The organism is Stenotrophomonas sp. P2112, assembly GCF_041897515.1.
In the GTDB taxonomy this organism is placed as follows: domain Bacteria; phylum Pseudomonadota; class Gammaproteobacteria; order Xanthomonadales; family Xanthomonadaceae; genus Stenotrophomonas; species Stenotrophomonas sepilia.
Window position 1 is genome coordinate 1,817,755 of the sequence record NZ_CP169216.1, and the last position, 13,377, is coordinate 1,831,131.

The 13,377-nt window shown below is 67.0% G+C and carries 11 protein-coding genes; all 11 read left to right on the forward strand.

The features are described from left to right. Positions 1–34 precede the first annotated feature (34 nt). The 11 genes from ndk to guaB all read left to right on the forward strand — a co-directional run bounded on the left by ndk (position 35) and on the right by guaB (position 13,291). The gene (gene ndk, locus ACEPA4_RS08515) at positions 35–460 is read left to right on the forward strand and encodes a nucleoside-diphosphate kinase (RefSeq protein ID WP_005409295.1); all 426 of its coding nucleotides are present in this window, start codon (positions 35–37) and stop codon (positions 458–460) included. 10 nt (positions 461–470) lie between these two features. Then, entirely contained in the window at positions 471–1,676 is a 1,206-nt protein-coding gene (gene rlmN / locus ACEPA4_RS08520; RefSeq protein WP_005409296.1) for a 23S rRNA (adenine(2503)-C(2))-methyltransferase RlmN, read from the forward strand. Next, positions 1,663–2,448 carry a type IV pilus biogenesis/stability protein PilW gene (pilW, locus tag ACEPA4_RS08525; protein ID WP_262089714.1) on the forward strand — a complete coding sequence of 262 codons (786 nt, stop codon included), beginning with the start codon at positions 1,663–1,665 and terminating at the stop codon, positions 2,446–2,448. The genes rlmN and pilW overlap by 14 nt, the downstream gene beginning before the upstream one ends. An 18-nt stretch (positions 2,449–2,466) precedes the next feature. Next, a complete protein-coding gene (locus tag ACEPA4_RS08530) occupies positions 2,467–3,336 on the forward strand; it encodes a RodZ domain-containing protein (RefSeq protein ID WP_069139967.1) in 870 nt (289 codons plus the stop codon). A 65-nt stretch (positions 3,337–3,401) separates the two neighbouring features. Continuing rightward, positions 3,402–4,040 carry a tetratricopeptide repeat protein gene (locus ACEPA4_RS08535; protein ID WP_005416242.1) on the forward strand — a complete coding sequence of 213 codons (639 nt, stop codon included), beginning with the start codon at positions 3,402–3,404 and terminating at the stop codon, positions 4,038–4,040. Beyond that, positions 4,040–5,248, forward strand: coding sequence for an outer membrane protein assembly factor BamB (gene bamB, locus ACEPA4_RS08540; RefSeq protein WP_005416243.1), 1,209 nt, complete (start codon positions 4,040–4,042; stop codon positions 5,246–5,248). Before ACEPA4_RS08535 ends, bamB begins: the two co-directional genes overlap by 1 nt. Before the next feature lie 18 nt (positions 5,249–5,266). Next, positions 5,267–6,664, forward strand: a complete 1,398-nt coding sequence (gene der / locus ACEPA4_RS08545; protein ID WP_005413118.1) for a ribosome biogenesis GTPase Der — start codon at positions 5,267–5,269, stop codon at positions 6,662–6,664. Between the two features lie 184 nt (positions 6,665–6,848). Beyond that, positions 6,849–7,985 (forward strand): molybdopterin-synthase adenylyltransferase MoeB, encoded by a 1,137-nt coding sequence (gene moeB / locus ACEPA4_RS08550; protein WP_164093660.1) that lies wholly within the window; start codon positions 6,849–6,851, stop codon positions 7,983–7,985. A gap of 211 nt (positions 7,986–8,196) precedes the next feature. Then, positions 8,197–10,029, forward strand: coding sequence for a monovalent cation:proton antiporter-2 (CPA2) family protein (locus ACEPA4_RS08555; RefSeq protein ID WP_095377727.1), 1,833 nt, complete (start codon positions 8,197–8,199; stop codon positions 10,027–10,029). Between the two features lie 271 nt (positions 10,030–10,300). Beyond that, the gene (gene folD / locus ACEPA4_RS08560) at positions 10,301–11,179 is read left to right on the forward strand and encodes a bifunctional methylenetetrahydrofolate dehydrogenase/methenyltetrahydrofolate cyclohydrolase FolD (protein WP_164133639.1); all 879 of its coding nucleotides are present in this window, start codon (positions 10,301–10,303) and stop codon (positions 11,177–11,179) included. Positions 11,180–11,833: 654 nt separating this feature from the next. Beyond that, complete coding sequence (guaB, locus tag ACEPA4_RS08565; RefSeq protein ID WP_005416248.1) at positions 11,834–13,291, forward strand: IMP dehydrogenase; 1,458 nt, start codon at positions 11,834–11,836, stop codon at positions 13,289–13,291. The last annotated feature ends 86 nt before the right edge of the window (positions 13,292–13,377 follow it).

Here is a 13,377-nt window from a genome sequence, read left to right on the forward strand (position 1 = left end):
GCCATCAGCGGCCCGATTCCATTGGAGACATCCCATGGCGCTGGAGCGCACCCTTTCGATCATCAAGCCGGACGCCGTTGCCAAGAACGTCATCGGCGAAATCTACGCCCGCTTCGAGAAGGCCGGCCTGAAGGTCGTGGCCGCCAAGTACAAGCAGCTGTCCCGTCGTGAAGCCGAAGGCTTCTACGCCGTGCACCGCGAGCGTCCGTTCTTCAACGCGCTGGTCGAGTTCATGATCTCCGGCCCGGTGATGATCCAGGCCCTGGAAGGCGAGAACGCCGTCCTGGCCCACCGCGACCTGCTGGGCGCCACCAACCCGAAGGAAGCCGCGCCGGGCACCATCCGCGCCGACTTCGCCGAATCCATCGATGCCAATGCCGCCCACGGCTCGGACTCGGTCGAGAATGCCGCGATTGAGATCGCCTACTTCTTCGCCGCCACCGAAGTCGTTTCGCGCTGAGAGTAATGCCGTGAACGAGGTCGTACAGTCCCCCGCCATCCAGCCGCTGCCGAAGTCGGCACCCACGGCTGGCAAGCAGAACCTGCTCGACCTTGATCGCGCGGGCCTGGAGAAGTTTTTCGTCGAGGTTCTCGGCGAAAAGAAGTTCCGTGCCCATCAGGTGATGAAGTGGATCCACCATCGCTACGTCACCGATTTCGATGAAATGACCGACCTCGGCAAGGTCCTGCGCGCCAAGCTGCAGGCCCATGCCGAGGTGCTGGTTCCCAACATCGTGTTCGACAAGCCCTCCGCCGACGGTACCCACAAGTGGCTGCTGGCAATGGGCGTGGATGGCAAGAACGCCATCGAGACCGTGTACATCCCGGACAAGACCCGCGGCACGCTGTGCGTGTCCTCGCAGGTCGGTTGCGGCCTGAACTGCACGTTCTGCTCCACCGCTACCCAGGGCTTCAACCGCAACCTGACCACCGCCGAGATCATCGGCCAGGTGTGGGTTGCCGCACGCCACCTGGGCAACGTGCCGCACCAGATGCGCCGCCTCACCAACGTGGTGATGATGGGCATGGGTGAGCCGCTGATGAATTTCGACAACGTCGTGCGCGCCATGAGTGTGATGCGCGACGACCTGGGCTACGGCCTGGCCAACAAGCGCGTGACCCTGTCGACCTCTGGCCTGGTGCCGCAGATCGACCGCCTGTCTGCCGAAAGCGACGTGTCGCTGGCGGTGTCGCTGCATGCGCCGAACGACGCGCTGCGCGAGACGCTGGTGCCGCTCAACAAGAAGTACCCGATCGCCGAGCTGATGGCCTCGTGTGCACGCTACCTGCGCGCCAACAAGCGCCGCGAGTCGGTCACCTTTGAATACACCCTGATGAAGGGCATCAACGACAAGCCCGAGCATGCCCGGGAGCTGGCCCGCCTGATGCGCCAGTTCGACAACGCGGTGCAGGCCAAGGATTCGGGCAAGGTCAACCTGATCCCGTTCAACCCGTTCCCGGGCACCCGCTACGAGCGTTCGGAAGAAGCGCACATCCGTGCCTTCCAGAAGATCCTGCTCGACAGCAACGTGCTGACCATGGTCCGCCGCACCCGTGGCGACGACATCGACGCCGCCTGTGGCCAGCTCAAGGGCCAGGTGATGGACCGCACCCGCCGCCAGGCGGAGTTCAACAAGACGCTGCAGGCGGGGAAGGGGAGCGATGCCGCGGCCTGACCGCCTCTGGCTGGTTCTGTTCGCAGGCATGCTGGCCGTTGCGGTCGGCGGCTGCAAATCCCATCCCAAGGCCAAGCTCGGGCCTAGCCAGGCGCCGGTCTATTCGGTGGCTGACCCGGAAAGCGTGCGGCGCGAAGTGCGCTGGCGCGACCTGTTGACCCTGGCGACCCGCGACATGCAGGTCGGCAATCTCGACGCCGCCGAGCGCAAGGTGCGCGAAGCGCTGAAGCTGGCGCCCGAGGCGCCCGATGCGCTGGTGCTGCAGGCCGGCATCGATGACCGTCGTGGCCGCACCCGCCAGGCGGGCGAGAATTTCCGCAAGGCCGCCGAGCTGGCGCCGCAGCGCGGGGACGTGCTCAACAACTACGGTGCCTGGTTGTGCCAGCAGGGCCAGTCGGCCGAATCGCTGGTCTGGTTCGACCGGGCGCTGCAGGCGCCGGGCTATGCCACCCCGGGCGAAGCGCAGGCCAATGCCGGCAGCTGCGCACTGGACGCTGGGCAGCTCGAACGTGCCGAGCGCGACCTGCGCGCGGCACTCGTCGCGGCGCCGGCCAACCCGGTTGCGCTGGAGTCGATGGCCCAGCTGAGCTTCCGCCAGGGCCGCTACATGGAGGCCCGGGCGTTCGCCGAACGTAGGATTGCGGCTGCACCCGCAACGCGTTCCGTGTTACAACTTGCGTCTCAAATCGAAGTGAAGCTGGGCGATCGGGCGGCATCTGATCGTTATCTGCAGCGGATTCGACAGGAATTTCCGCAGGAAGCGGGCTCCTAACTCCAGGGTTGATGCATTGTGATTGATGACCAGACTGTGAGCGCTCTCGAGACTGCGGCCGGCTGCGGCACCCGCCTGCGCCAGGCCCGTGAAGCGGCCGGACTGACCCTCGAAGATGTCGGCTCGCGCCTGCGCATGCCGGTCCAGGTGGTCAAGTCGCTGGAAGAGGAACAATGGCAGAAGCTGGGGGCGCCGGTGTTCGTGCGCGGCCAGCTGCGCAGCTATGCACGCCTGCTCGACGTGGACGTGGGCGAGCTGCTGGAACAGGCCCAGGTCGGCCCGGTGGTTCCGCCCACCCTGGTCAGCCATACCCATACCCCCCGTGCGCGCCGCATTGCCGAGAATCTCGGTCGGCGCGTGCTGTATGTCGGCATCACCGCCGTGCTGGCGGTGCCGGTGTGGTTCGCCACCCGTGGCCACTTCGACGGCAGCGCGACCCCGTCGCCGAGCACCGCCTCGCTGGACGTGATCCCGGCCGCCGTGCCGGTCACGCCGTCCGCAGCCGGTAGCGAGATGGCCGCCCCGGCCGAAGCGACCACGGCCCCGGCCAGCAAGCCGGCGGCCACCCCTTACGTCGCCTCGCTGGCCCCGGTGCCGCGCCCGGCGCCGGCCCCGGCTGCCGGCAATGCGCTGGAAATGCAGTTCAGCGGCGACAGCTGGGTCGACATCGGCGGCCCGGACGGCAGCACCGTCGAGAAGGCACTGATCAAGTCCGGCGAGACCCGCAGCTTCACGCCGGGCCAGGTGACCCGGGTGACCCTGGGCAACGCCTCGGCGGTCCAGGTTCAGCAGAACGGCGCTATCGTCGATCTGACCCCCTACCAGCGAGCCAACGTGGCACGCTTTCAGGTATCCTCTGAAGGCTCCGTAGTCCCGGTTTCGCACTGAGGCGCGGTTTCACCACCTTCGATTAAACCCAATGGTCCCTCCCGACGGGCGGGGCGAGAGTACGCATGGCGATCGACGATCTGCTCGACGAGCACGAACAAAGTGAACGCGTCCGCAGCTGGCTGCGGAAGAATGGCGCCAGCATCCTCGGTGGCGTAGTCATCGCCATCGGTGCCATTGCCGGCTGGCAGTGGTACCAGAAGGAGCAGGGCAGCAAGCTGGCCTCGGCCAATGTCGAGTACCAGAAGGCCCTGCAGGGCCTGCAGCAGAACAAGCTTGACGACGCCGCCAAGGCGGTCAAGGCGCTCGAAGCCGGCCCGTCCAGCATCTACGGCGACCTCGCGGCGCTGCAGCTGGCCAAGGCCCAGGTCGACGCCGGCAAGAACGAAGAGGCACTGGCCACCCTGCGCAACGTGAAGGTCGAAGGCGACCTGCAGCGCGTGGTCGACCAGCGTGTGGCCCGCCTGCTGGTGGCCACCGGCAAGAGCGACGAGGCCATCAAGCTGCTGGGCAGCGCCACCGACAGCAGCAGCCTGGAAATCCATGGCGATGCGCTGATGGCGCAGGGCAAGCGCGATGAGGCCCGTGCACAGTACGAGAAGGCGCTGAAGACGCTGGACGTGGCAGCGCCGCAGCGGCGCCTGCTGGAAACCAAGGTTATGGACGCCGGCGGCACCGTTGCCGCCCCTGCGGAGTCGGTTTGATGAGTCAGAAGGTCATGATCACCCGCGTCGCCACCGTGCTCCTGATGGGCATGGCCCTGACCGGCTGCGGCACCATGAAGGGCTGGTTCGCTGGCAAGGACGCGGCGGCGAAGAAGGCACAGGAACCGGCTGAGCTGGTCAAGTTCGAGCCGACCGTGAAGGTCAGCAAGATCTGGTCGGTCAACCTCGGCAAGGGCGAGCGTCGCATCGGTGTGCGCCAGGGCCCGGCGGTGGCCAACGGCCACGTGTTCGCTGCGGCGATCACCGGTGGCGTGCACGCCATCGACCTGCAGACCGGCAAGAAGGTCTGGACCTGGGAGCCGAAGAAGGAAAAGAAGAAGGCCAAGCTGCGCTTGTCCGGCGGCCCGGGTGTCGGTGAGAACCTGGTCGTGATCGGCACGCTGGACGGTCAGGTCATCGCGCTGGACATCAACGACGGCAGCGAGAAGTGGCGCGCCCGTGTTCCGGGTGAAGTGATCGCCGCGCCGGCCGTTGCCCAGGGCATGGTCTACGTGCGCAGCAACGACGGTCGTGTGACCGCCTTCGATGTCGGCAACGGCACCCAGAAGTGGTTCAACCCGAGCGAGCTGCCGGCGCTGACCGTGCGCGGCAACGCGCCGGTGGTGACCGGCCCGGGTGTGCTGTTCATCGGCAAGGACGAGGGCGCGGTTGCGGCCCTGGCCCAGCAGGATGGCCGCACGCTGTGGGAACAGAACCTCGGCAACGGCGAAGGCCGCACCGAGCTGGAGCGCATGGCGGACGTCGACGGCGCACCGGTGCTCGACGGCAACACCCTGTACGTGAGCAGCTTCAAGAACCAGACCATGGCCATCGAAGGCCCGACCGGTCGCCCGCTGTGGGCGCGCGACCATGGCGGCGCCGGTGGGGTGGCGGTATCGTCGGGCAATGTGTTCGTGACCGACAACAAGGGCGGCGTGTTCGGCCTGGACAAGGCCAGCGGCGCAGCCATGTGGTCGCAGACGGCACTGGCCCGTCGCTCCCTGACCGGCCCGGCACTGCACGGCGACTACGTGGTGGTCGGTGACTACAAGGGATATGTGCACTGGTTGCAGGCCTCCGATGGTGCGATGGCGGCACGGGCAAAGAGTGGCGGTGACGCCCTGCTGGCCCAGCCGGTCGTCGTCGACGGGGTGCTGCTGGTGCAGAACGTGGATGGCAAGCTGACCGCCTTCCGGTTGGCAAACTAAAAAATTGGAGTAATCGCGATGCTGCCTCTGGTCGCCCTGGTTGGACGGCCGAATGTCGGCAAGTCGACTATTTTCAATGCGCTTACGCGCACCCGTGACGCGCTGGTCCATGACCAGCCCGGCGTCACCCGCGACCGCAACTACGGTGTCTGCCGCCTCGACGAGGACAACCATTTCCTCGTCGTGGATACCGGTGGTATCGCCGGGGAAGACGAAGGCCTGGCCGGCGCCACCACGCGCCAGGCCCGTGCGGCCGCGGCCGAAGCCGACCTGATCCTGTTCGTCGTCGATGCCCGCGAGGGCACCTCGGCGCTGGACGACGAGATCCTGGCCTGGCTGCGCAAGCTGTCGCGCCCGACGCTGCTGCTGATCAACAAGATCGACGGCACCGACGAGGACAGCGTGCGTTCCGAGTTCGCCCGTTATGGCTTCGGCGAGATGCTGACCGTCTCGGCCGCGCATCGCCAGGGCCTGGACGACCTGCTGGACGAAGTGATCCAGCGCCTGCCGGAAGAAGGCAGCGGCGAAGAGCTGGACAACGACCCGAACCGCATCCGCATCGCCTTCGTCGGCCGCCCGAACGTGGGCAAGTCGACCCTGGTCAATCGCATCCTGGGCGAGGAGCGCATGATCGCCTCCGACGTGCCGGGTACCACCCGCGACTCGATCGCGGTGGACCTGGAGCGCGACGGCCGTGAGTACCGCCTGATCGACACCGCCGGCCTGCGCCGTCGTTCGCGCGTGGATGAGGTTGTCGAGAAGTTCTCGGTGGTCAAGACCATGCAGTCGATCGAGCAGTGCCAGGTGGCCGTGCTGATGCTCGACGCCACCGAAGGCGTGACCGACCAGGACGCCACCGTGCTCGGTGCCGTGCTCGATGCCGGCCGCGCGCTGGTGATCGCCATCAACAAGTGGGATGGCCTGACCGAGTACCAGCGCGAGCAGGCGGAAACCATGCTGTCGCTGAAGCTGGGCTTCGTGCCGTGGGCCGAATCGGTGCGCATCTCGGCCAAGCACGGCTCGGGCCTGCGTGAGCTGTTCCGTGCGGTGCATCGTGCGCACGAATCGGCGAACAAGACCTTCACCACCAGCGAAGTGAACAAGGCGCTGGAAGTGGCTTACGAGACCAATCCGCCGCCGACCATCCGCGGCCATGTCTCCAAGCTGCGTTACGTGCATCCGGCCGGTTCCAACCCGCCGACCTTCATCGTGCACGGCACCCGCCTGAAGGAACTGCAGGAGTCGTACAAGCGCTACCTGGAGAACTTCTTCCGCAAGCGCTTCAAGCTGATCGGTACGCCGGTGAGCTTCATCTTCCGCGAGGGGACCAACCCGTACGAGGGCAAGAAGAACGTCCTCACCGAGCGGCAGGTCAAGGCAAAGCGGCGCTTGATGAAGCACGTCAAGGGCAAGTGATTCACGGGAAGGCGGCCGCAGGGCCGCCTTCTTCGTTCGCGCTCCCACCGGTAGTGCCGGCCGCTGGCCGGCAACCTCGCGTCGTCCGGTGCGTTCATGGCCATGCCGGCCAGCGGCTGGCACTACCCCATGTTTGCAGGTATCGGTCAAGGCGGCCTGCCGCCACGTGCGCGATAATGCGGCCATGAGCATCCAAGAGCTTTCCCCCGCGCAGGCACGCGAGCGCCTGGCCCATGGCGCCGTGCTGATCGATGTGCGCGAGGCGCACGAGCGGGCCGGCGGCATGGCCGAGGGCGCGCGCGGCGTGGCCAAGGGCGAGCTGCAGGCCGACCCGGCGGCGCATCTGCCGCAGCGCGACCAGGAGATCCTGCTGATCTGCCAGAGCGGCAAGCGCTCGGCCGATGCCGCGCAGTTCCTGCTGGAGGCCGGGTACGCCCAGGTCGCTTCCGTGACGGGCGGCACCGTGGCCTGGCGCGAGCAGTCGCTGCCACTGGTGCAGCCGCTGGCCAGTGCCGCCGACCGCGATTTCTTTGATCGTTATTCGCGCCACCTGCTGCTGCCACAGGTGGGCGAGGCCGGCCAGCGTCGGCTGCAGCAATCACGCGTGCTGGTGCTGGGCGCGGGCGGCCTGGGTGCGCCGGCCGGCTTCTATCTGGCCGCCGCCGGGGTAGGGCACCTGCGCTTCGCCGACCACGACCGCGTGGAGCGCAGCAACTTGCATCGGCAGATCGTGCATACCGAAGCCAGCGTCGGCCAGCTCAAGGTCGATTCCGCGCGCGAGCGGCTGCTGGCGTTGAATCCGTCGATCGAGGTCGAGGCGGTGCCGGAGCGGGTGACCTCTGAGAACGTGGATGCGCTGCTCGAGGGCGTGGACGTGGTGCTGGATGGCTCGGACAACTTCCCGCTGCGCTACCTGCTCAACGACGCCTGCATCAAGCACGCCAAACCGCTGGTGTATGCCGCCATCGAGCGCTTTGACGGCCAGGTAAGCGTGTTTGACGCCGGCCGCCAGCGCGGCGTGGCACCTTGCTATCGCTGCCTGTTCCCCGAGCCGCCGCCTCCAGAGTTTGCGCCGAATTGTTCCGAGGCTGGTGTACTGGGCGTGCTGCCTGGCCTGGCCGGCGTGCTGCAGGCCACCGAGGTGCTGAAGCTGCTGCTGGGCATTGGCGAGCCGCTGGTGGGTCGGCTGCTGCGCTTCGATGCGCTGGGCATGCGCTTCCGCGAGACCGGCATCCGGCCGGACCCGCAGTGTCCGGTCTGCGCGCCGGGTGTGCCGTTCCCGGGATATATCGATTACGCCGCGTTCTGCCGGGGTGGGTGAATCGGAGCGTCATCCACGCATGGCGTGGATCTACTGTAGAGCCGAGCCCGTGCTCGGCTGTACAGTCACGTGCATGGTTTCGGGATGATGTTGGGGGTCACTCCCTGCATCGTTCCATCGCCAAGACAATCCGGCGCAACATGCGTGCTATTGCCGTCATCGGCATTGCTCTATTGTTGAACCCGATTCTGGATCTTGGGGAACAGACCGCATGGCGGTAGAAGCAGCGACCAGCGAGCTGGTCAAGGTCGTGGCCCTGTTGGGCGCGGCGGTGGTGATGGTGCCTTTGTTCCGCCGGGCCGGCCTGGGCTCGGTGCTGGGCTACTTCGCCGCTGGCCTGGCGATCGGACCGTTCGGGCTGGGCTGGTTCTCCGACCCGCAGGCGATCCTGCATACCGCCGAACTCGGCGTGGTGATGTTCCTGTTCGTGATCGGCCTGGAAATGCGGCCCTCGCACCTGTGGAGCCTGCGCAAGGAGATCTTCGGGCTGGGCACGCTGCAGATCGTCACCTGTGCGCTGGTGCTGACCAGCATCGCCAAGCTGTTCGGCCTGCCGTGGCAAGTGGCCTTCATCGGCGCCACCGGCTTCGTGCTCACCTCCACCGCGGTGGTGATGCAGCTGCTGGCCGAGCGCGGTGACATCGCGCTGCCGTCGGGGCAGAAGATCGTCTCCATCCTGCTGTTCGAAGACCTGCTGATCGTGCCGTTGCTGGCGCTGGTGGCGTGGATGGCGCCGGGCGCGGGCAGTGCCGATGGCGAGGGCTCGCGCTGGCTGTCGGTGGCGATCGGTGTGGGTGCCATCGTCGGGCTGGTGCTGGTCGGCCGCTTCCTGCTCAACCCGCTGTTCCGCGTGCTGGCCGAATCGAAGGCGCGCGAGGTGATGACCGCCGCCGCGCTGCTGGTGGTGCTGGGCGCGGCGCTGCTGATGCAGCTGTCGGGCCTGTCGATGGCGATGGGCGCGTTCCTGGCCGGCGTGCTGCTGAGCGAATCGACGTTCCGTCACCAGATCGAAGCGGACATCGAGCCGTTCCGCGGCATCCTGCTGGGCCTGTTCTTCCTCAGCGTCGGCATGGCGCTGGACCTGGGTGTGGTGGCCGGCAACTGGCAGCTGATCCTCGGCCTGGTGCTGGCGCTGATGGCGGCCAAGGCGCTGTGCATCTACGTGGTCGCGCGCATCATGGGCAGCGACCACGCGCAGGCGCTGGACCGGGGCGTGCTGATGGCGCAGGGCGGCGAGTTCGCCTTCGTGCTGTTCTCCGCTGCCGCATCGGCCGGGGTGATCAACCTGGAGATCAATGCCAACTTCACCGCCGTGGTGGTGCTGTCGATGGCGCTGACCCCGCTGGTGGTGCTGCTCTACAAGCGCATCGCGCCGAAGCCGACGGTGAACATGGACGGCGTGGACGAGGCCGATGGCCTGTCCGGCAGTGTGCTGCTGATCGGCTTCGGCCGCTTCGGCCAGGTCGCCAGCCAGTCGCTGCTGGCGCGCGACGTGGACGTGACCATCATCGACAACGATGTGGAGATGATCCAGAGCGCGGCGCGCTTCGGTTTCAAGATCTACTACGGCGACGGTACGCGACTGGACGTGCTGCATGCTTCGGGCGCGGCCACCGCACGTGCGATTGCGGTGTGCGTGGACAAGGCCGAGGCGGCTGACCGCATTGTTGAGCTGGTGTCGCACGAGTTCCCGCAGGCCAAGCTGATGGTGCGCTCGTTCGACCGCGAGCATTCGCTGCGGTTGATCCATGCTGGTGTTGATTTCCAGATCCGCGAGACGTTCGAGTCGGCGGTGCTGTTCGGCCAGGCCGCGCTGGTGGAACTGGGTGCGGACGAGGACGATGCGATCGAAATTGCCGAGCAGATCCGTCGCCGCGACGCCGAGCGCTTCGAGCTGGAGATTGCCGGTGGTGGTCTGAATGCCGGCGCCAAGATGGTGTTCGGCAACGCCGGCCAGGGCGTGCCGACGCCGACGCCGTTCACCGCGCCGAAGCGGGCAAGCAAGACGTTGAACCCGCAGGACGTGCCGGAGGAGGAAGAATAAAGCCCGGTAGTGCCGGCCGCTGGCCGGCAAATGTGCAAACGTTCCGACGACATGAGGGTGCCGGCCAGCGGCCGGCACCACCGTGTGGGGAATTGCCGAAGCCGGCGGTTGGTAATGCCGGCCGCTGGCCGACAGATGCGCGAACGTTCCGACGTCATGAGGTTGCCGGCCAGCGGCCGGCACTACCGGTGCGCGGAGTCGGCGCACGGCGGTGGGCGAGGGGGCCTGAATCGGGGACAATAGCGTCCCCGCCGCCCCACGCCTGCCCCCAATGAACGATTCCGCCCCCCAGCATCCTGCCCGCATCCTTGATGGCCGCCGTATCGCCGAGGACCTGCTCGACAGCCTGAAGGTGCGCGTCGACGCCCGCGTGGCCGCCGGTGGCAGCCGCCCGGGCCTGGCCGTGGTGCTGGTGGGTGGCGACCCGGCCTCGACGGTGTACGTGCGCAACAAGCGCCGTGCCGCCGAGAAGGTCGGCATCGAAGCACATGACTACGATCTGCCGGCCGGTACCACCGAGGCCGAGCTGCTCGACCTGATCGACCAGCTCAACGCCGATCCGAAGATCAACGGCATCCTGATCCAGCTGCCGCTGCCGGGGATCCCCGACGCGCGCCGGCTGATCCAGCGCATCGACCCGCGCAAGGACGTGGACGGCTTCCACCCGGAAAACGTCGGCCACCTGGCCCTGCGCGAGTTCGGCCTGCGCCCGTGCACCCCGCGTGGCATCACCACGCTGCTGGGCCACACCGACCAGCCGGTGCGCGGCCGCAACGCCACCATCGTGGGCGTCAGCAACCACGTCGGCCGCCCGATGGGCCTGGAGCTGCTGATCGCCGGCTGCACCGTGACCAGCTGCCACAAGTTCACCCCCAAGGACGTGCTGGAACAGGCCGTGCGCAACGCCGACATCCTGGTGGTGGCGGTCGGTCGCCCGGGCATCGTGCCGGGCGAGTGGGTGAAGCCGGGCGCGGTGGTGATCGACGTCGGTATCAACCGGTTGGATGACGGCCGCCTGGTGGGCGATGTCGGGTTTGAGGCGGCGGCCCAGCGAGCCAGCTGGATCACCCCGGTGCCGGGTGGCGTGGGACCGATGACCGTGGCTACGCTGATGCAGAACACTCTGGAAGCGGCGGAAGCGCTGAGCTGACCTCACCTGGGGCTGTTCTCAGGTGCCTGAGGGATAGTGCGGACCAACGGTCCGCACCCACCAAAGGCGCTTCAGGGCTGGCTCGGGTGATCCTCTCAAGGTGGGTGCCGACCGTTGGTCGGCACAATGCCGGTGCACAGGTATATGAAGGCAGTGCGGACCAACGGTCCGCACCCACCAAAGGCGCTTCAGGGCTGGCTCGGGTGATCCTCTCAAGGTGGGTGCCGACCGTTGGTCGGCACAATGCCGGTGCACAGGTATATGAAGGCAGTGCGGACCAACGGTCCGCACCCACCAAAGGCGCTTCAGGGCTGGCCCGGGTGATCCTCTTAAGGTGGGTGCCGACCGTTGGTCGGCACAATGCCGGTGCACAGGTGTATGAAGGCAGTGCGGACCAACGGTCCGCACCCACCAAAGGCGCTTCAGGGCTGGCTCGGGTGATCCTCTCAAGGTGGGTGCCGACCGTTGGTCGGCACAATGCCGGTGCACAGGTGTATGAAGGCAGTGCGGACCAACGGTCCGCACCCACTGAGGCAGGTTCTAAACCCTCCTGAACCGATCACCGCCCGCGCGACACTGCGTCGCATCTACCCCCTGCCGCGCGGCGCGAAAACAGGGTAAAATGTCGCGCTTCCCCACATCTCGGGTATGCCGATGCTGCGCATCCAGGCTGAAGCACTCACTTACGACGACGTCTCGCTCGTCCCCGCCCACTCGACCATCCTGCCCAAGGACGTCAACCTCGAAACGCGGTTGACCCGAGACCTGAAGCTGAAGCTTCCGATCCTGTCCGCCGCCATGGATACCGTCACCGAAGCCCGCCTGGCCATCGCCATGGCCCAGCTCGGCGGCATGGGCATCATCCACAAGAATCTCAGCCTGGAACAGCAGGCCGCGGAAGTGGCCAAGGTCAAGAAGTTCGAGGCCGGTGTCATCCGCGACCCGATCACCGTCGGCCCGGAAACCACCATCCGCGACGTGCTGGCCCTGACCCAGGCGCACAACATCTCCGGCGTGCCGGTGGTGGGCAGCGACGGCCAGCTGGCCGGCATCGTGACCCACCGCGACATGCGCTTCGAGACCGAGCTGGACGACCCGGTCCGCCACATCATGACCAAGAAGGATCGCCTGATCACGGTCAAGGAAGGCGCCGCCTCTGACGAAGTGCTGCAGCTGCTGCACCGCAACCGCATCGAAAAGGTGCTGGTGGTCAATGATTCGTTCGAACTGCGCGGCCTGATCACCGTCAAGGACATCCAGAAGAACACCGACTTCCCGAACGCTGCCAAGGATCTGTCGACCCGCCTGCTGGTCGGCGCTGCCGTCGGCGTGGGTGGCGATACCGATCGCCGCGTGGAAGCGCTGGTCGCAGCCGGCGTGGACGTGATCGTGGTCGATACCGCGCACGGCCACTCGCAGGGCGTGCTGGACCGCGTCAGCTGGGTCAAGAAGAACTTCCCGAACGTGCAGGTCATCGGTGGCAACATCTGCACCGGCGAAGCCGCACTGGCGCTGCTGGACAGCGGTGCGGACGCAGTGAAGGTCGGCATCGGCCCGGGCTCGATCTGCACCACCCGCGTCGTCGCCGGCGTTGGCGTGCCGCAGGTCACCGCGATCGATCTGGTGGCCGAAGCCCTGCAGGACCGTATCCCACTGATCGCCGACGGTGGCATCCGCTACTCGGGCGACATCGGCAAGGCGCTGGCCGCCGGTGCCTCGACCATCATGGTCGGCGGCCTGCTGGCCGGTACCGAGGAATCGCCGGGCGAGACCGAGCTGTACCAGGGCCGTTCGTACAAGAGCTACCGCGGCATGGGTTCGCTGGCCGCCATGGAGAAGGGGTCGAAGGACCGCTACTTCCAGGACGCCGCCACCGCCGACAAGCTGGTGCCGGAAGGCATCGAAGGCCGCGTGCCGTACCGCGGCCCGGTGGGCGGCATCATCCACCAGCTGATGGGCGGCCTGCGCGCCACCATGGGCTACGTGGGCTGCGCCACCATCGAAGACATGCGCAGCAAGCCCAAGTTCGTGAAGATCAGCGGCGCCGGCCAGCGTGAGAGCCACGTCCACGACGTGACCATCACCAAAGAGCCGCCGAACTACCGCGCCTGATGCGCTTGCGAACTGCTCTTGCGATTACGGGCAGCCTGCTGATGGCAGGCTGTTCGGTGTCCGAACCGCCGCCGCGCTCCGGGTCT